Consider the following 17,529-nt stretch of genomic DNA (forward strand, 5'->3'; position numbering starts at 1 on the left):
CTCACCCTTCCGGACCGGTGCCCGCAAGGGTGCCGGTCTTGAGGAAGGCCGGCAGGACATCCATCGGGTCCGGGGCCAGATGGACGATCCGGCGGCGCAGGATCGTGTCATGTGCCGCCACCTCGACCCCCATGCCCCGCATCGCCTCCAGCACCCGCTGTTCGTGGGACCCATGGAACGCCGCCGGGACCGAGAGCCGGGCAAGGATCAGCGTATCCGAGGTGACCGTCTGATCGTCGGACTGGCCGAAGGCGCCCCCCAGCAGCGGAATGCGGTCCAGCCCGCTCTGGCCGCTGCCGGTGTGCTGCTGCGTGGTGTTGGCGATGGTCCCCAGCACCACCGGCCGGCCATAGGGGAAATAGCCGGCGATCTGATAGGTGTTCTTCGACACGTTGACCACCTGGGCCAGCACCGACGGCTCGAAACGGGCGATCGAGCTGAATTCGAACTGCAGCTGCAGGCTTGCATAATCGGGCGTGGCCCGGTCCGGCTCGATATGAAGGGTGATACCGGTCTCGGCGGTGTATTGTTCGGCATCGCCGGTGGCATTGAAGAGGATGGTCAGATTGCCGCCCTCGTGTATCTCGGAGGTGTTGCCGATCGAGGTCACCACCGAGGGCGCTGCGTCGACATAGACCCGGCTGTTGCTCGCCTGCGGGGTCACGCGCACCGCATACTGGATCTCGGGGATCGAGATCGTGACCTCGTTCAGGATGCTCATCTGCCAGTCCTGGCCGGGGCTCTTCTCCCAGCTCTGGTTGCGCTCCGCGCCCAGCTGGACGGTCAGATCGTTGAAGAAGTCCGTGCCGCGTACCGTCGATTCCGAGGACTGGCGGCGCACGAAATAGAGATTGGCGACGATGTTGAGGTCGCGGCATGCCGCTTCGTCGGAGCCGCCTTCGCAGACCAGATCTTCGTCCACTCCCGTGCTGCCGGTCGGGTAGGGCAGGGCGGTGACCGGGGTGGTCTCCGTCGCATCTTCGGTCATATAGACCGCGCGCACGAAGCGGCTGGCCGGATCGTCGTCCTGGCGTTTTGCCGCCTGCATGGCGTCGAACATGGCGAGGGCCACGGCCTCGTTACCGCCGCGGAGTGCTGCGATGGCGGCCAGGGCCCAATAGAGGCTGCGATCCTCGATCAGGGCCGCGTTCAGGAAGGCGACCTGCGCCTCGCCCGGATTGCCGAGCACACTTTCCGCAAGCCCGAGCCCGGCATAGGAGGGCGCATGATCGCGCGCGAAACGTGCAGCCGCCGCGAAGGCGGCGCGGGCGAAGACCATACGGTTGTTGAGGGGAGCATTCTGGTCGAGCAGGTCCAGCCCGTAGCGGAAATGCTTCCGCCAGTCATGTCCCAGTTCGTGGATCGGCGTCATGGGCTCGGCGATGCGCGGCGGGCCGCCGAAACAGGCCGACAGCAGGCCACAAAGGCAAAGCGATGCCGTCGCCCGGATCGCCCGGCCGGGACGGGGCATCCGGGCCGGGCCCGGCCGGGGCGACGGCATCAGGCTCATTTGCAGGCCTTCTGCCAGGACGTGGCCTTGTCCGACAGCGCATCATAGACGTTGAAGACGGAGGCGATCCGATCCACGACCTTCGACTGAAGGTCCTGCATCTTCTTCTCTTTCATGTCCGAGAGGTCGGCCAGATAGCCGAAAGGCGCCGGGACGGTCTGCGTGCCAAGGCTGACCTCCTTGGTGTCACCCTTGTATTTGAACTTCGCCTTGGCACCGACCTTGAGCTTGTCGGCACTGGCCGATTCGACCTTGACGCAGAGCGTGGTCTCCACATGGCCGCTCAGGTGAAAATAGGGCGCGCAGGTGTAATCGTCCTTGCGCGTGTCCGAGATGACGTACTGGTAAAGGTTGAGCGGGCTCCAGTTGTCATCGCTCCATTTGAAATAGCTGTTATACGACAGATCGATACCCTGGATCTGGCCGAGGAGGACGGGCTGGTCCTTGCCGTCCACCTTCATTGCCTTGTCGGGGTAGACCGGGAACATCCGCAGATCGACCTTCAGCTGGAAGGTCCGGCTGTAGCCCGCAAACTTCTTCTTCTCCTTGGCGTGCAGATAGAACAGCGGATACCCGTTCTCACGGATGTCGTTCAGCTTCTGCCGCTTGTCCTGAAGATCGGCCAGGATGTGGATGGCCTTGCAGGCATCGAACTTGGCGGTCTTGTAGGCGGATGCGGTGCCGGAATCCGCCTGGGCCAGATAGGCGGCGAGGGCGGTCTGTTCGGTGGACTGGCTGCAGCGCAGGCTCAGAATGTCGAGTTTCGTCTTGTCGTCATCCGCCGCCGCCTGGGCGAGCGCTTCGGCATTGCTCATCGTGTTGGTCACGACCGGCGGCATCTTCGTCTGGATCTGGCCTTCCTTGAAGACTGCGGTATAGCCGGCGAGATTGTAGCCCTGGCCGACCAGTTTCGACGTCTCGGTGACCTTCTTGTTCAGGGCATCGAAGGCCGAGAAGACACCCTCGGCGTAATCCTTCGACGTCGCCGCGGCATAATCGCTCTGGGTGCCCGGCGGGACGCTCTGTGCGATCTGGCGCATTTCGGCGATCCGGTCGGCCACATCGCCCGACAGGCTGACGCAATCCTGCGCGGCCGCGGCCGACACGTTGAAGATCAGGGCCATGGCCGCGACGCCGCAGGCCAGGTTCCGCATCTGCTTTTCCATCATCTCCTGCCTCACCAGAGGGCGATCATCACCCGTCTAGAGAGACACGCGGCGGCCTGTGGCGATATACCATCAACATGGTATCCGGCACGGTTTCCCGGCGAAAATCAGAGCAGTCAGGGGGAATATCAACAGTCGTTAAGGCAGCATGGTAAATACAGAGACAGTTCCGTGTGGTTCTGTCGCGTGTTCAGGACGGTTCTGCCTCCCAACTGTTGCGCGCGTCTTTGCATGTTGTGAAGGCCGAAACCCTGCCCGGGGGTGTCTCCGGCGCGGCCGTCATTGGCGACGATGACGATCCCGCCCGCTGTGCCGGTGGGGTCCGGGCCGCCCCTGATCTCGATCTGCCTGGCCGGGCCGTGTTTCAGCGCATTGGTGACGGCTTCCTGAAGGATGCGCAGGATCGAGAGCGCATTGCCGGGTGTCACGCCGCGGATGTCGGGCAGCGCCTCCATCGACCAGACCAGGCGCACGCCCAGCCGCCGCAATCGCGGGGTCAGGCGTTCGCGAAATCCCGCCAGCGCCAGCGGCAGATCGGTATCGCCGAGGTCGAGCGAATGGATGACCAGCCTGAGATCGTCGAGCGCCTCGCGCGCGGTCCGCTCGATGTCGTCGCGCCGCTGTCCGGTCTCGGAGAGGGCGATGATCGACACCAGATGGCCGCTCAGCCCGTCATGCAGATCCTGCATCAGCCGGCGGCGTTCCTGTTCGCGGACCGCCTGGCCGACCAGATGTTTTTCCGTCTCGTGCAGGATCGACAGCTCGGCTTCGCGCTCCGCCAGGCGGGCGCGCAGATCGTCATTGGCCCGGTCGAGCCGGTTGAGACTGGTGGCGAGCCGCGACATCAGCAGGATGAGGAAGGCGAGATATGTCAGCAGCCGCACGAAGGTCGACAGCAGGAACGCGCCCGGGATCAGGCCGAAGGCCACGGCGACGTCGTGAAGGCCGAACCAGGCGGTCAACAGCGCGGATACGCCGAGCAGCCCCCCTGTCCACAACCGCCGTGTGATGAAGGCATGCAGAAGCACCAGGCCGGCCACGGCATGGCCGGCAATGCCGATGCCCGCCCCCAGAAGCTGCGTGGGAGCGATCGGCGCATCGGCGAGGATCCGGACCGTCAGCAGCAGGGCGGGGACGATGATGATGGCCGGCACCAGCCAGCGCGGTCTGGGGCGTCCGGTGATCGCCAGGGCAAGGCCGATCATCATCAGCCCGAAAGCCGGCAGCATCAGCACGATATGAGACGTCGCGAACGGGATGAGACGCGGGAAGGGCCAGAGCTCGATCCCGGCCATCGTCAGGCTGCTGACGCTGAGCGCCATCAGCCAACGGAAGACCGGATCGGAGGGCCGCCCGGCCCAGATCGCGAACAGCCCTGCCGCGATGAACAGATGCAGCGCCAGCGAAATGCTGCGCAGCTCGGTATTGATGAGCGGCCTGAGCCACGGAGGATCGATCATCCCCTCGGCATCGCCGATATAGATCCGGGAAAGATGGGCCGGGATCAGCCCGTCGGTACGGGTCAGCGTCAGCACCAGATGGTTGGTGCCGGTGACCAGAAGATCGGGCGGGATCTGCCGCAGCTCGAAATAGCCGCGCGACAGATCGGCCCATGATGCCGCCCGCTGGCGATACAGAACCCGACCGTTCAACTGCACCGCCAGCTTCTGCCGGATCGACGGGATGAACAGGCTCTGTTGCCGGCCGGGAATCGCATCGATGACGACATCGATCAGATAGACCGCTTGCGTCCGCTCGGGCAGGTTGCGTTGCCAGCTGTGCGGCAGCCTGACCGGATGAGCCGGGCCGCCGTTCAACGACAGCTGTGCCCGATCCAGCACCAGCGCGGTCTTGGGGGAAGGCAGGCCGACCAGAAAGGGAAGCCCGGCAAGAGCGATCATGGCCGCCAGCAGCACGGCGACCGCGACGCCATGCCGGCGATCTGCCGGGCCTGCCGCGGTCACAGGCGGATCAGCCCAAGGCGGGTCGCCTCGTAGACGGCCTCCGAGCGGTTGGACGCCTGAAGCTTGCGATAGATGTTCCGGACATGCACCGGCACGGTCTGGTGCGAGATGCCCAGCCGCTCGGCCAGTTCGGCATAGGTGAAGCCCTTGGCGATCCCCCAGAGGATGTCCATCTCCCGCGGCGTCAGGGTCGGGGCCGGGACGGTCGCCGCCTCCTGCGCGCCGGGGCGCGCAGTATCCGACAGGCGGCGCACCAGAACCCGGGCGATGCTGGACGAGATGGGGGATCTGCCGAGCATCACATCCAGCACGGCCTCGCAGAGATCGTGCGACTCCATGTCCTTGAGCAGATAGCCGGTCGCCCCGGCCTCGATCGCCGCCAGCACGGTGGTCTCGTCGGCCAGTGCCGAGATGACCATCGCCTGGGCGTCGCGCTGCTGGCGGGACAGCAGGCGGATCGCCTCGATGCCGTTGCCGTCGGGCAGCTTGAGGTCGGTGATCAGCAGGTTGATCGCCTCGGCCTCGATCACGGCGCAGGTCTCGGCTAGCGTGGCGCAGGCCCGGACCAGCTCCGCCATCGGCCAGCCCCGGATGATCTGGGCCAGCCGTTCGCGAACCGGGGCATCGTCTTCGGTCAGCACGATGCGTATGCGGCGCGTCTCGCGTTCTTCCGTCATTCACTTCCCGATCACAGCGATGCGCCGATCAAATGGTACGACCAGTCTATGCCGGTGGGGCGGCGCTGGCTCTACCTGAAACATGGTAAACGCCGGGGCGGGGCCCGAACCGGCAGGCAGACCCGTCACCGCCGGACCGTCACGATTGTGGCCTTCCGCACCCGGGTCCGCGCGAAAGCGTCGCGGGGCATGGTTGCAGGCTTGCGCTTGAGGTGCACTTGCGACTTATTTGCGGTTCGAGATGCCGGCCCTCCTGCCGGCACCTGCCTTCGCCGCGAGACCCATGTCCGACGACGACCTCACCCGGATCGATCTCAACCTTCTGGTCGTGTTCTCGGCGCTGATCGAGACTGGCAGCGTGACCCGTGCCGCCGAACGGCTGCGATCCAGCCAGCCGGCGGTCAGCCGCTCGCTCGCGCGGCTGCGCGAGCTGTTCGACGATCCGCTGCTGATCAAATCCGGCAAGGAGATGGTGCCCACGCCCCGGGCACTGGCGCTGAAGGGGCCGGTCGCGGCGGCGCTGGGCGACATCCGGCGGCTGTTCAAGCCGGCCGGCTTCGACCCCGCCATCGATCGGCGACGCTTCCGGGTGTCGTCGACCGATTACGGCGTGCTGTCGGTGCTGGCACCCGTGATGGGCGAGCTTGCCACCACCTCCAATATCGAGATCGCCGTCGATCCGTTGAGCGACGACGATCATCAGAAGCTGGCTTCGGGCGCGCTCGACATGGTGATCATCGGCCGCACGCCCGAGCGGCCCGAGCTGTATCGGCGCCGGCTGTTCACCGAACGCCGCGCCTGTCTGGTGCGCGAGCATCACCCGATCACCCGCGACCCCGATGTCATGGCCGGCCGGCCGCCCACCATCGATGCCTGCCTTGCCTGGCCGCATGTGGTAATCACGGTGCTGGGCGATCTGACCGGCAGCCATGTCGCCCGCCAGCTGCGCCGCCTGGACAAGCGGCGCCAGGTGGCGGTGCAGATGCCGTATTTCTCGGTGGCGCCGCTTCTGATCGAACAGTCGGATGCGCTGCTGATCCTGCCGGAGCGCGCCGCGAAGCGCTTCGCCGAAGCCCGCGGGCTGGTGATGTTCGAGGCGCCCGACGTGTTCGGCACCTTCGACTACTGGCTGGTCTGGCATGAACGCGCCCGCAGGGATCCGGCGCTCCATTGGCTCATTGAGCGCATAACGGCGACCGTCGGTGATCCGGCATGCGCATAACCGATATCCGAACCGCGTATTTCCCTTTCCGTTATGCAAGTGCGAATTACTCGCAAAGTTTGAGTAAACCCTTGCACGGGAGCGGGATGATGACGGATCGCCGCGGACGGCGCGCGCGCTGGCGCGCCACCACCACGACGGCCGGGGCGGCCATGGCGGGCATGATGATGTCGATGGCGGCCGAAGCGCAGGAGCGGAGGGCGGTGGAGCTGGACCAGATGGTGGTCTCCGCCACCCGCACCGAAGAAGAGGCGCGCACCGCGCCGGCCTCTGTGACCGTGGTCGACGGCGAGGATCTGAAGGCCTATCCGGTCTCGGACCTGACCGAGGCGATCCGCGACATTCCCGGTATCAGCCTGACCGCCGGCAGCCAGGGCCGCCGGCAGATCAGTATTCGCGGTATGGACCCGTCCTTCACCCTGATCCTGGTCGACGGTAAGCGGGTCAATTCGACCGAATCCGTTTTCCGCCACAATGATTTCGACATCGGCGCCATCCCGGTCGCCGCCATCGACCGGATCGAGGTGGTCCGGGGCGGCATGTCGGCCCTCTACGGCTCCGAAGCCATGGGCGGCGTGGTGAACATCATCACGAAGCCGGCCGCGCGGCACTGGACCGGCAGCGTCGATCTGGGCTTCGACATGCCGACCGAGGGCGATCGCGGCACCGAGGCCCGGACCAGCTTCTTCCTGTCGGGGCCGCTGGTCGAAGAGAAGCTCGCCGTCACCGTCACCGGCACCTTCGATCGCCGCGAGGTCTGGAACGGGCTGGATGGTGGTGCCGTGACCGACGGCAGCGGCAACCCGGTCACCCGTCCGAACGGCACGGTCGTGAACCGGCCCGATCTCGCCACGCTCGAAGGTCGCGAGGATTATCAGGGCCGGGTCAAGTTCACCCTGACCCCCGACGACGACCAGACGATCGAGGCCGAATACGGCCAGTCGCGCCAGACCCGCTTCGGCGAGTACTATATCAGCGGCTGGGGCGATGCCGATGCGGTGGTGACGCGCCGCGACATGGGGCTGTCGCACGAAGGCGACTGGGATTGGGGCACCACCTTCATCCGCGCCTATGCCGAAACCTCCGAGACCGCGGAAGACAGCATCCGCCAGGAGAACCGGGTCGTCGAGGGCAATGTCTCGCTGCCCTTCGACCGCCACACCCTGGTGATGGGGGCCGAGGCGCGGTGGATCGAGCTCAAATCGCCGGACGAGTTCGACAGCGGCCGCGCCGAAACCGATGCCCAGGCGCTCTATCTTCAGGACGAGGTTCGTCTGACCGACGAGATCAAGCTGCTCGCCGGCGGCCGTCTGGACGAGGATAAGTATTTCGGCACCCATTTCACGCCCCGTGGCTATGCCGTCTGGACGCCCACGCCCGAGATCACGATCAAGGGCGGCGTCTCCACCGGTTTCAAGGCGCCGACCCTGCGCCAGCTGACCGAGGATTCGCGCACCTCGTCCTGCCGCGGCAGCTGCTACATCAAGGGCAATCCGGATCTGAAGCCCGAGGAGAGCGTGAACTACGAACTCTCCGCCGGCTATGACACCGGTTCCTGGGGGGCGACCGTCACCCTGTTTCAGAACGATATCGAGAACCTGATCGAGACGCCGCGCGGCAATGGCGTGACCCCGGTCGGTCAGGAGAACGGCCGCAATGTCTTCGTGCCCGTGAACATCAACGAGGCACGCATCCGCGGCGTCGAAGCCAATGCCTACACCATGCTCCGGGATTTCGGCCGGCTGTCGGCGAACTGGACCTGGCTCGATCCGCGCAACGAAGTGACCGGTGCCGTGCTCGACAACCGGCCCAAGCACACGATCAACGGCAAGCTCGACTGGTTCGTGTCGGACGAGGTGACCGCCTATACCCGTGCCACCTATACCGGCCGCCAGCGGTCGGGAACCCTGACCCTCGACCCCTATACCGTCGTCGACCTCGGCGCCGACTGGATGATCAACGAGACCTTCTCGGTGCGCGGCGGCGTGCTGAACGTGGCCGACAGCCGCACCGACGACCCGGACGATGCCTATGCCTTCGTCGAACGCGGCCGGACCGTGTTCGTCGGCGCCTCGGCGCGCTTCTGATCACCCCTCATCCACGGCGCCGGCCCCCGGACGCGGGGGCAGGCGCCGCGGCAAGGAGCAAAGCCCATGACCACGATCTTCGAGGCCTCGGTCACGACGCCGCTGGCGCGGCGTTACATGACCCAGCTCGCCAGACACTGGAGCCACCGCTTCGCCGTCGAATCTGATGCCGTGTCGGCCCGGATCCCGTTCTCGGGGACCAGCTGCTGCATCATGCAGGCGTCGGAAGACCGGCTCGGGATCGTGGTCGAGGCGGAGGATGCCGAGACGGCCGGGCAGCTGACCGGGGTGGTGGCCGATCATCTGAACCGCTTCGCCTTCAAGGACCCGCTCACCATCACCTGGAGCCGCCGGCCATGATCATTCTGCGCAAGCTCAAGGCCGCGGCCGCCGCGGTCGCCCTTGTCGTGGCGACCGCCGGGATGGCGGTCGCCGATCCGATCACCGTCACCGACGTCGCCGGCCGCGAGGTGACCATTCCGGCGCCCGCAAAGCGGCTGCTGCTGGGCGAGGGGCGTGATCTGGTGACCCTGTCGGTGGTGCATCCCGATCCGGTGTCGGTGCTGGCCGGCTGGCTGGGGGATCTGCGCCTGCTCGACACCGACATCTATGACAGGTTCAAGGCCGCCTATCCGGCCATCGAACGGGTGCCGCTGGTCGGCAGCACCAATGAGGAGAGCTTCTCGATCGAGAAGGCGCTGTCGGTGGCCCCCGATCTGGCGGTGCTGGGCTTTGGCGGCCACGGACCCTCGCCGCGGTCGAAGGAGGTCATCGACCGGCTGACCGAGGCGGGCATCCCGATCGTGTTCATCGACTTCCGCGGCAAGCCGCTGGAGAACACCATCCCGAGCCTGGAAATCCTGGGCAAGGTTCTGGGCCAGGAAGAGCGGGTCGCGCGTTATGTCAGCTTCTATCGCGCGCGGCTGGAGCTGGTGAAGAGCCGGGTCGCCGCCTCGACCGCTCCCCGGCCGAAGGTGCTGGTGGACATGCGCCCGACCATGGATGGCGGCTGCTGCGGTTCGCCGGGCAAGGGCAATCTGGGGGAGTTCGTCGATCTTGCCGGTGGCCACAATATCGGTGCCGACGTGTTGCCCGGGCCGCTCGGGCCCCTCGATGCCGAATATGTCCTGACGCAGGATCCGGCGGTCTACATCGCGACCGGCACGGCCGGTGGTGCCGAGACCGGCGGTATCCAGATGGGGGCGGGGATCGACCCGGCCGTTACCCGCGAAAGCCTCGACCGTCTGGCGCACCGTCCGGTGGTCGGCGATCTGTCGGCCGTCCGCGATGGCCGGGTCTATGCGCTCTGGCACAGCTTCTACAATTCCCCGCTCAACATCGTGGCGGTAGAGGCGATCGCGAAATGGGTCCGGCCGGATCTCTTCGCCGATCTCGACCCGGATGCCGTGCTGGCGGATATCAACACCGGCTTCCTGCCGGTTTCCCTCGACGGTTCCTATGCGGTGGCCCTGAAGCCCGAATGACCACAACGCCTCTTGAAGCTCTCGCCGGCCATCGCCGGCAGATGGCGCGCCGGGTGTCGACCGTGTCGGCACTCGGCTTTCTGCTGTGTCTGGCCGTGATCGCCGATATCGCGACCGGCGCCTCGGGTATGGGGCCGGGCACCGTGATCCGCGGGCTGATCGACCCGGAAACGCTGAGCCGCGTCCAGTCGGTGATCCTGTTCCAGGTTCGTCTGCCCCAGGCGCTGATGGCGGTGCTGGTCGGGGCGGCACTCGCGCTGGCCGGGGCCGAGATGCAGACCATCCTCTCCAATCCGCTGGCCAGCCCCTTCACGCTTGGGGTGTCGTCGGCGGCGGCCTTCGGCGCCTCGATCGCCATCGTGCTCGGCATCAGCCTGCCGGGCATCCCCGCCAACTGGATCATTTCCGCCAACGCCTTCATCTTCGCCTTCCTGTCGGTGCTGACGCTTCAGGCGCTGGCCCGGCTGCGGGGCGCGGGGATCGAGACCCTGGTGCTGTTCGGCATCGCCCTGGTCTTTGCCTTCAATGCGTTGACCGCGATGATCCAGTTCGTGGCCTCCCAGGAAGCCCTGCAGCAGCTGGTGTTCTGGAGCATGGGCTCATTGTCGCGCACCGACTGGAACAAGGTCGGCATCCTGGCCCTGGTGGTGGCGGTGGTCCTGCCCTGGGCACTGGCGCAGGCGCCCGCCCTGACGGCGCTGCGCCTGGGGGAGGAACGGGCGCTCAGTTTCGGGCTCAACGTGGCGCGGCTGCGGTTCGTGGCGCTGCTTCGGGTCAGCCTGCTGGCCGCCACGGCCGTCGCCTTCGTCGGCACGATCGGCTTCGTGGGGCTGGTCGGCCCCCATCTCGCGCGGCTGCTGCTGGGAGAGGATCACCGTTTCCTGCTGCCGGCCAGCGCCTTCGCCGGCGCGCTGGTGATGTCGCTGGCGAGCCTGGCCGGCAAGCTGCTGATGCCGGGGGTGACGATCCCGGTCGGCATCGTGACCGCGCTGATCGGAGTGCCCGCCTTCCTGGCGCTGATCATCGGACGCAAGGAGCGGAGCTGATGCAGGATACCGGCGTCTTCGACGGTGCGGACGACATCCTGGCGCTCGACGGCATATCCGCCGGCTATCGCCGCAGGCCCGTGGTGCATGATGTCCGCCTCGGCCCCCTGCCGCCCGCCAGCATCACGGCGCTGGTCGGGCCTAACGGGGCCGGCAAGTCCACCCTGCTCAAAGGGCTGGCGGGCGCCATGCCGGTTCGCGGCCGGGCGATGTTGGGCAGCCGCGACCTGATCGCGATGACGCCGAGAGACCGCGCGCGGCTGGTCGCCCACATGCCCCAGGCCCTGCCCGACCGGGTGGCGCTGACGGTGCTGGATGCGGTGATCGGCGCCCTGCGCGCCGGCCCTGCCGGCGATCCGCCGCCGGGCACGCCCAAGGGTGATGCCGAACGCGCCGTGGCGGTTCTGGACCGGTTGGGCATCACCGCGCTGGCGCTGCAGCCGCTCGACACGCTTTCCGGTGGGCAGCGGCAGATGGCGGCGCTTGCCCAGGCGCTGGTCCGCGATCCGCGGGTGCTGCTGCTGGACGAGCCGACCAGCGCGCTCGACCTGCGCCACCAGTACCGGGTGATGGCCACCGTCAGAGATCTGGCACGCGAGCGGGCCTTGCAGGTGATCGTGGTCCTGCACGACCTGGACCTCGCCTGCCGCTGGGCCCATCGCATCGCCGTGCTCGGCCAGGGCCGCCTTCATGCCTTCGGCACCCCTGCCGAGGCCGTCACCCCCCGGATCCTGCACGACGTCTGGGGCGTCGCCGCCAGGGTGGACGCCCGGGATGACGGCCGGGTGAGGGTGGAGGTGGAGGGATTGGCCTGAGGACGCTGCCCGACTCCCCGGCTTGCGGCCAGAAAAGCGGACATCCTGCCGGGTGAAAAGCGTTGAGCGGCGGGGGCCGAGCAGACGGGGGTATCAGACAGGATTGCCGAGGTTCAGCAGGAACTGCCTGACCTCCACCTCCCGCCCCCGTGCCGGAAACGCTGCCCGGGCCCGGCCGGTTTCGGTGAAGCCGAGGCGGGTGAGGACGGCGGCGGAGCGGGTGTTGGACACCATCACATCGGCCTCGATCCGGGCGATCTCCGGGTGGTCGCGGGCGAGGAGCAGAACCCGGCGGACGGCTTCGGTCATCAGGCCGCGCCCCCACCAGGCCCGCCCCAGTACATAGCCGAGGGCGGCGCCGCCCTTGCCATCGAGGCGCAGCGTGACCATGCCGATAAGGCTGCCCGTCTCGGGATCGGGGCCATCGATGACGGCGACGGCGATCTCCCGGCCGGCCGCGCTCTCACGGGCGAGATCTGCCAGATGCGCCGCCGCACCGCCCGGCGGATAGGGATGCGGGATGGCGGCGGTGGGCAGGGCCACTTCCGGATCCGAGACCACGGCTTCGAGCGCTGCGGCATCGCTCGGCCGTGGTTGGCGGAGGGAGAGAGGGGGCGGTGTCATGATCAGGGCTTCCATCCATTTTCCACGATCATGGCGCCGCCCGGCCGCGGCGTGAAACGAGCAATGCTCACCCGCCACCCCGACCTGATCTCGCGTCAGCGGTGGGAGAAATCCACCGGTGCGGCGGCCAGGGCCTTGCAGTGGAAGATCGTCGATCCCTCGCCCGCCTTCCAGTCATTGGTCAGGATGTACATGTCGTTGGTGCCGGGCCGGATCACCATGCTGGTCGAGCGGAGATTATGGCCGGCCTCGCGGCCGGGCAGAAGGATCTGGGCGATCGGCATACCGTTCGGATTGAACACCAGCACCCGCCCCTGGCCATACATGGCGACATAGACATTGCCGTCGGCATCGGTGCGCAGCGAATCCGGGGCCGGCCCGGTGAAATGATAGGGCACCGTGGTCCCGAAGGGCGCGATGGTGGTGGCATCGCTGAGCGACACCCGATGCAGCAGCCCCTTGCTGAACTCCGTCACCCACAGCGTCTTGCCGTCGGGCGACAGGCCGACGCCATTGGCGACCGAGAGATCGGGCAGCACGGCCACCGGCTCGCCGCCCTCGGGTCCCACATAATAGACCCCGCCGGTGGGATCGGTGGAGGTGCCCTTGAAGTCGGTGAAATAGAAGCCGCCCCTGTCGTCGAAGACCAGATCGTCGGGCAGGAAACCCGCCGTGTCGGGGACGATGGCGGTCAGCCCGGTGCCGTCGGGGGCCATGGCCACCACCGAGCCCGCGTCCTTGAAGTCACCGAGCCCGGCGATGAAGATCCGCCCGTCCCTGTGGATGGCCAGTCCCGCCGGTGCCAGCGCATTCTCGCCCAGGATCGTCTCGAGCCTCTTGTCGGGGGTCAGGCGGAAGACCTTGCCGCCGAAGACCTCGGTGAAGATCAGGTTGCCGGCCCGGTCGAAGACCGGTCCCTCCAGCTGCAGCCCATCGTCGGATACCTTGAACCAGGGCGTGGCGGTGATGGTCTGCAATCCCTGCTCCGCCGGCGGGATCGGGGCGGGGCCGCGCATCTCCGCCGTGTATTCAAGGGCAGGTGCCCCGGCTGCGTGAAGTGCCGCGGGCATGGCGACCCAGGCGCAGCCGGCCAGCGCCAGCGCGATCAATCGTCTCTGCATGGTTTCCTCCGTAGCGTTTCTTGATCGTGCGGTGCCGGCGGTTCATGACCTGGATGGGGAGGCACCGGTCTTTCATGAATTGTCCACCGACTGGCGGATTGATGAAGGGACGATCTGTGGGAATCTCACGATGACTGTACCAGCTTGCGCAATGGGACAATCATCCGGACGCGTCAGGGGGGTGGCAGGACGGCACCCGCCGGCCGGGCCGGGGGGCTCGCCTTCCCGATTCGTCCGGCGCTATGATCGGCGGCAACCATATTGAGATTCTCGGGAGAGAGATTTTGCGCGACGGCAGCGTGACGGTGCAGGCGAGCCTCAGCCTTGCAGACGCCCGGCGGATCGCGATCGCAGCCCAGGGGCTGGGCGGCGGCCGGCCGTCGGGCGGTATCGGCATCCGTCGGCTGGCAGGGCAGGTCGAACGGCTGGGGCTGGTGCAGATCGACAGCGTGAACGTGCTGGCCCGCGCGCATTACCTGCCGCTCCATGCCCGGCTCGGCGCCTATGATCCGGGGCTGCTGGATGCGGCGGCGACCGATGCCCGCCATCTGTTCGAGTATTGGGGACACGAGGCCTCGCTCATCCCCGTGGCGATGCAGCCGCTGTTCCGCTGGCGCATGGCCCGGGCCGCCCAGGGCATCGGCATCTGGCGCGGCGTCGCGACATTCGGCCGCGAGCGGCAGGATTTCATCCGCGCGGTGCGCGACCGCATCGCCGCCGAAGGGCCGATGACGGCCGGCGCTTTCGACCAGGGCCGCCGTGGCGCCGGCGGCTGGTGGGGATGGGGGGAGGCGAAGCAGGCGCTGGAATGGCTGTTCTGGGCGGGGGAAATCACCACCCGTCGCCGTCAAGGGGGCTTCGAACGGCTCTATGACCTGACGGAACGGGTGCTGCCGGCCGAGGTGATGGAGGTCGCAACGCCGGATGTCGCCGATGCCCATCGCGCGCTCGCCGACATCGCCGCCAGGGCGCTGGGTATCGCGACCGTCTCGGACATCGCCGACTATTTCCGCCTCGCGACCGCCGAAACCCGGCCCGCCATCGCCGATCTGGTCGAGGCCGGCCGGCTGCTGCCGGTCGAGGTGGAAGGCTGGCGCCAGCCCGCCTTCCTGCATGTCGAGGCGCCGGCGCCCAAAGGCTGCCGCAGCGATGCGCTGCTCGCCCCCTTCGACCCGCTGGTCTGGGAACGCGACCGCGCGGAACGGCTGTTCGGCTTCCGCTACCGGATCGAGATCTATGTCCCCGCCGAAAAGCGGGTCCATGGCTATTACGTGCTACCTTTCCTGATGGGCGAGCATCTGGCCGCCCGTGTCGACCTCAAGGCGGATCGCAAGGCGGGGGCCCTGCTGGTCAGGGGCGCGCATGTGGAACCGGGGCACCCGCGGGGCAAGGTCGCGGCCCGGCTGGCGCCCCGGCTTCAGGTGATGGCCGGGTGGCTGGGGCTCGACCGGGTCGAGGTCGAGCCCCGCGGCGATCTGGCCCCGGCGCTTTCCGGGGCGCTCTTGGCCACGGCTGGTGATCAGGCTTATTCCGCCGTCAGCACGCGCGGCTGACCGGCGGCCGGCACCGCGACGCCCGATGCCTCCTTCAGCCCGACGCCGGTCAACTGGCGGCGAAGGGCTTCCGCCGCCAGCCAGGCGATCTTGGCGGCGGCGGTCGCCGGATCGAGCCCGCCCGGACGGATGTTGGAGATGCAGTTGCGGGCACTGTCGAGCGTGCCCGGCCGGGGATCGAAGGTGAGATAGCAGCCCAGGCCGTCCGCGGCGCTGAGGCCCGGCCGCTCGCCGATCAGCACGATCGCGAGCCGGGCGCCCAGGATTGCGCCGACCGGATCGCCCAGGGCGACCCGCGCCTGGGTCGCCACCACACCGGCCATCACCCCGATGCGGGCGGCGGCCAGCCTCGGCAAAAGCGCGTCGATCAGCGCCAGGCCGTTCAGCATCACCGCGGCGGCCGACAGCCCGTCCCCCAGCATCAGCACCACCTCCGCCCCCGGTGCCGGCGGCGGCAGGGCGCCCAGGGCGGCCGCCCCCTCGGCCGACAGCCGCCGGCCCAGATCCGGGCGACGCAGATATTCTGCACGGTCACGTGCCATACTGGAAACGTGACAAGAATTCAGGCCTCGCCCGTGAAGCGCATCGACCAGCGCTCCGGCATCGATGCCCGACCAGACGGCATCCCGGGCGCGGGCATGGTCCAGGCCGAAGCGCAGATGGGCGGCGGTGGGCAGGCCCGATCCGGCGCGGCCAAGGCCGATGCGTGCCTCGGTGAAGCGGCGCAGGCGCGTGATCTCGTCCGGCGCCGGCAGGACCACCTGATCCGCACGGATCGTGGCGGGCAGTTTGGTGTCTCGGGTCATGCGCCCCCCCGGATCAGGCCCAGGGCCGGGCGCAGGGCTGCGGCGGCATTGGCGTCGGCCAGCCGGCCGGCCCGGTCGATCAGCCCGACTTTCACAAGCCAGGCCTCGAATTCCGGCGCATGGCGCCGGCCGGTCAATTCCCGGATATAGAGCGCGTCGTGATAGGACAGGCTCTGATAATTCAGCATCACGTCGTCGGCCCCCGGCACCGTGATCACGAAGGTGACGCCCGCCTGCACCAGCAGGGTGAGCAGGGCATCCATATCGTCCTGATCCGCATCGGCATGGTTGGTGTAGCAGACATCCACCCCCATCGGCAGGCCGAGCAGCTTGCCGCAGAAATGATCTTCCAGCCCGGCCCGGGTGATCTGCTTGCCGTCATAGAGGTATTCGGGGCCGATGAAGCCCACGACCGTGTTGACCAGCAGCGGCCTGAACCGGCGGGCGACCGCATAGGCGCGCGCCTCCATGGTCTGTTGATCGACCCCGTGATGGGCGTCGGCCGACAGCGCCGAGCCCTGGCCGGTTTCGAAATACATCACATCGGTGCCGGCGGTGCCGCGTCCCAGAGCAAGCGCCGCCTCGTGCGCTTCGGCCAGAAGGGCGAGATCGACGCCGAAGCCGCGATTGGCGGCTTCGGACCCGGCGATCGACTGAAAGACCAGATCGACCGGCGCACCGCGGCCGATCGCCTCGATCGCGGTGGTGACATGGCCCAGGCAGCAATGCTGCATCGGCACCTCGAGCTTCAGGCGAACCTCCTCCATCAGGCTGCAGATCCGGATGTAGTCGTCCACGCCGTCGGTCGCGGGATTGACGCCGACCACGGCATCCCCGGCACCGGTGATCAGCCCGTCGAACAGCGCCGCGGCGATGCCGCGGTCGTCGTCGGTGGGATGATTCGGCTGCAGGCGGGTCGCCAGCCGGCCCGGCAGGCCGAGGGTGGTGCGGAAGGCGGTGGTGACGCGCGCCTTGGCGGCCACCGCGATCAGATCCTGCAGCCGCATGATCTTGGAAACGGCCGCGACCATTTCCGGGGTAAGCCCGGGGCGGAGCGCCGCCAGCGCCTCGGGCGTCGCCTCGGGCCCCAGCAGCCATTCGCGGAAGGCGCCGACCGTCAGGGAGCGGATGGGCGCGAAGGCGGCCGGGTCGTGATCGTCGATGATCGCCCGCGTGACCTCGCAGTCCTCGTAGGGCACGACCGCTTCGTCGAGGAAGGCGGAGAGCGGCAGGTCGGCCAGCAGCATCTGTGCGGCCATGCGCTCGACGGCCGTGTCGGCGGCAAGGCCCGCCAGCTGGTCGCCGGAACGCAGGGGCGTTGCTCGGGCGAGCAGGGTTTTCAGATCGTCGAAGGCCCAGCGGGTTCCGCCGAGATCGATCGTATGGCGTGCGCGCGATGAGGTGGCGGACATGGGGGTTCGGCATCCCTCCTGAGCGGGCGCGGGGGTAACCCA

General features: G+C 67.8%; 15 protein-coding genes. 7 read left to right on the forward strand and 8 right to left on the reverse strand.

Annotation, left to right across the window (positions count from 1 at the left end; translation table 11 throughout):
* Window position 1: 1 nt before the first annotated feature.
* From CMO28_RS14635 to CMO28_RS14650, 4 genes are all read right to left on the reverse strand, one after another.
* A complete protein-coding gene (locus CMO28_RS14635) occupies window positions 2-1,510 on the reverse strand; it encodes a hypothetical protein (RefSeq protein WP_296714690.1) in 1,509 nt (502 codons plus the stop codon).
* Window positions 1,507-2,679 (reverse strand): hypothetical protein, encoded by a 1,173-nt coding sequence (locus tag CMO28_RS14640; RefSeq protein WP_296714691.1) that lies wholly within the window; start codon window positions 2,677-2,679, stop codon window positions 1,507-1,509. Before CMO28_RS14640 ends, CMO28_RS14635 begins: the two co-directional genes overlap by 4 nt.
* A 125-nt stretch (window positions 2,680-2,804) precedes the next feature.
* Window positions 2,805-4,640 (reverse strand): histidine kinase, encoded by a 1,836-nt coding sequence (locus CMO28_RS14645; RefSeq protein WP_296714693.1) that lies wholly within the window; start codon window positions 4,638-4,640, stop codon window positions 2,805-2,807.
* Entirely contained in the window at window positions 4,637-5,317 is a 681-nt protein-coding gene (locus CMO28_RS14650; RefSeq protein ID WP_296714695.1) for a response regulator, read from the reverse strand. The genes CMO28_RS14645 and CMO28_RS14650 overlap by 4 nt, the downstream gene beginning before the upstream one ends.
* Window positions 5,318-5,600: 283 nt before the next feature.
* Here CMO28_RS14650 and CMO28_RS14655 point away from each other — a divergent pair, with 283 nt between their 5' ends.
* The 6 genes from CMO28_RS14655 to CMO28_RS14680 all read left to right on the forward strand — a co-directional run bounded on the left by CMO28_RS14655 (window position 5,601) and on the right by CMO28_RS14680 (window position 11,971).
* A complete protein-coding gene (locus CMO28_RS14655) occupies window positions 5,601-6,539 on the forward strand; it encodes a LysR family transcriptional regulator (RefSeq protein WP_296714697.1) in 939 nt (312 codons plus the stop codon).
* 86 nt (window positions 6,540-6,625) lie between these two features.
* Window positions 6,626-8,626 carry a TonB-dependent receptor domain-containing protein gene (locus CMO28_RS14660; protein WP_296714698.1) on the forward strand — a complete coding sequence of 667 codons (2,001 nt, stop codon included), beginning with the start codon at window positions 6,626-6,628 and terminating at the stop codon, window positions 8,624-8,626.
* A 66-nt stretch (window positions 8,627-8,692) separates the two neighbouring features.
* The gene (locus tag CMO28_RS14665) at window positions 8,693-8,986 is read left to right on the forward strand and encodes a DUF2218 domain-containing protein (RefSeq protein ID WP_296714700.1); all 294 of its coding nucleotides are present in this window, start codon (window positions 8,693-8,695) and stop codon (window positions 8,984-8,986) included.
* A complete protein-coding gene (locus tag CMO28_RS14670; RefSeq protein WP_296714701.1) occupies window positions 8,983-10,110 on the forward strand; it encodes an ABC transporter substrate-binding protein in 1,128 nt (375 codons plus the stop codon). The genes CMO28_RS14665 and CMO28_RS14670 overlap by 4 nt, the downstream gene beginning before the upstream one ends.
* Window positions 10,107-11,156, forward strand: coding sequence for a FecCD family ABC transporter permease (locus CMO28_RS14675; RefSeq protein WP_296714703.1), 1,050 nt, complete (start codon window positions 10,107-10,109; stop codon window positions 11,154-11,156). The genes CMO28_RS14670 and CMO28_RS14675 overlap by 4 nt, the downstream gene beginning before the upstream one ends.
* Window positions 11,156-11,971, forward strand: a complete 816-nt coding sequence (locus CMO28_RS14680) for an ABC transporter ATP-binding protein (protein WP_296714706.1) — start codon at window positions 11,156-11,158, stop codon at window positions 11,969-11,971. The genes CMO28_RS14675 and CMO28_RS14680 overlap by 1 nt, the downstream gene beginning before the upstream one ends.
* A gap of 93 nt (window positions 11,972-12,064) precedes the next feature.
* On the opposite strand, the gene CMO28_RS14685 is transcribed toward CMO28_RS14680, so the two are convergent.
* Both CMO28_RS14685 and CMO28_RS14690 read right to left on the reverse strand, forming a co-directional pair.
* Window positions 12,065-12,595, reverse strand: a complete 531-nt coding sequence (locus CMO28_RS14685; protein ID WP_296714709.1) for a GNAT family N-acetyltransferase — start codon at window positions 12,593-12,595, stop codon at window positions 12,065-12,067.
* Between the two features lie 95 nt (window positions 12,596-12,690).
* Window positions 12,691-13,716, reverse strand: a complete 1,026-nt coding sequence (locus CMO28_RS14690) for an SMP-30/gluconolactonase/LRE family protein (protein WP_296714711.1) — start codon at window positions 13,714-13,716, stop codon at window positions 12,691-12,693.
* A 284-nt stretch (window positions 13,717-14,000) separates the two neighbouring features.
* Here CMO28_RS14690 and CMO28_RS14695 point away from each other — a divergent pair, with 284 nt between their 5' ends.
* The gene (locus CMO28_RS14695) at window positions 14,001-15,269 is read left to right on the forward strand and encodes a winged helix-turn-helix domain-containing protein (protein WP_296714712.1); all 1,269 of its coding nucleotides are present in this window, start codon (window positions 14,001-14,003) and stop codon (window positions 15,267-15,269) included.
* On the opposite strand, the gene eutC is transcribed toward CMO28_RS14695, so the two are convergent.
* Both eutC and CMO28_RS14705 read right to left on the reverse strand, forming a co-directional pair.
* Window positions 15,242-16,075, reverse strand: a complete 834-nt coding sequence (gene eutC, locus CMO28_RS14700; RefSeq protein ID WP_296714713.1) for an ethanolamine ammonia-lyase subunit EutC — start codon at window positions 16,073-16,075, stop codon at window positions 15,242-15,244. The two genes, CMO28_RS14695 and eutC, sit on opposite strands and share 28 nt — an antisense overlap.
* Complete coding sequence (locus tag CMO28_RS14705; RefSeq protein WP_296714716.1) at window positions 16,072-17,487, reverse strand: ethanolamine ammonia-lyase subunit EutB; 1,416 nt, start codon at window positions 17,485-17,487, stop codon at window positions 16,072-16,074. The genes eutC and CMO28_RS14705 overlap by 4 nt, the downstream gene beginning before the upstream one ends.
* Window positions 17,488-17,529: the final 42 nt, after the last annotated feature.

It is taken from the genome of Tistrella sp. (genome assembly GCF_002684955.1).
In the GTDB taxonomy this organism is placed as follows: domain Bacteria; phylum Pseudomonadota; class Alphaproteobacteria; order Tistrellales; family Tistrellaceae; genus Tistrella; species Tistrella mobilis.

Coding starts and splice junctions, on each gene's coding strand:
- CMO28_RS14635 (WP_296714690.1), bottom strand. CDS start 1,510: ATGAGCCTGATGCCGTCGCCCCGGCCGGGCCCGGCCCGGATGCCCCGT.
- CMO28_RS14665 (WP_296714700.1), top strand. CDS start 8,693: ATGACCACGATCTTCGAGGCCTCGGTCACGACGCCGCTGGCGCGGCGT.
- eutC (WP_296714713.1), bottom strand. CDS start 16,075: ATGACCCGAGACACCAAACTGCCCGCCACGATCCGTGCGGATCAGGTG.
- CMO28_RS14640 (WP_296714691.1), bottom strand. CDS start 2,679: ATGATGGAAAAGCAGATGCGGAACCTGGCCTGCGGCGTCGCGGCCATG.
- CMO28_RS14675 (WP_296714703.1), top strand. CDS start 10,107: ATGACCACAACGCCTCTTGAAGCTCTCGCCGGCCATCGCCGGCAGATG.
- CMO28_RS14705 (WP_296714716.1), bottom strand. CDS start 17,487: ATGTCCGCCACCTCATCGCGCGCACGCCATACGATCGATCTCGGCGGA.
- CMO28_RS14650 (WP_296714695.1), bottom strand. CDS start 5,317: ATGACGGAAGAACGCGAGACGCGCCGCATACGCATCGTGCTGACCGAA.
- CMO28_RS14655 (WP_296714697.1), top strand. CDS start 5,601: ATGTCCGACGACGACCTCACCCGGATCGATCTCAACCTTCTGGTCGTG.
- CMO28_RS14690 (WP_296714711.1), bottom strand. CDS start 13,716: ATGCAGAGACGATTGATCGCGCTGGCGCTGGCCGGCTGCGCCTGGGTC.
- CMO28_RS14660 (WP_296714698.1), top strand. CDS start 6,626: ATGATGACGGATCGCCGCGGACGGCGCGCGCGCTGGCGCGCCACCACC.
- CMO28_RS14685 (WP_296714709.1), bottom strand. CDS start 12,595: ATGACACCGCCCCCTCTCTCCCTCCGCCAACCACGGCCGAGCGATGCC.
- CMO28_RS14680 (WP_296714706.1), top strand. CDS start 11,156: ATGCAGGATACCGGCGTCTTCGACGGTGCGGACGACATCCTGGCGCTC.
- CMO28_RS14670 (WP_296714701.1), top strand. CDS start 8,983: ATGATCATTCTGCGCAAGCTCAAGGCCGCGGCCGCCGCGGTCGCCCTT.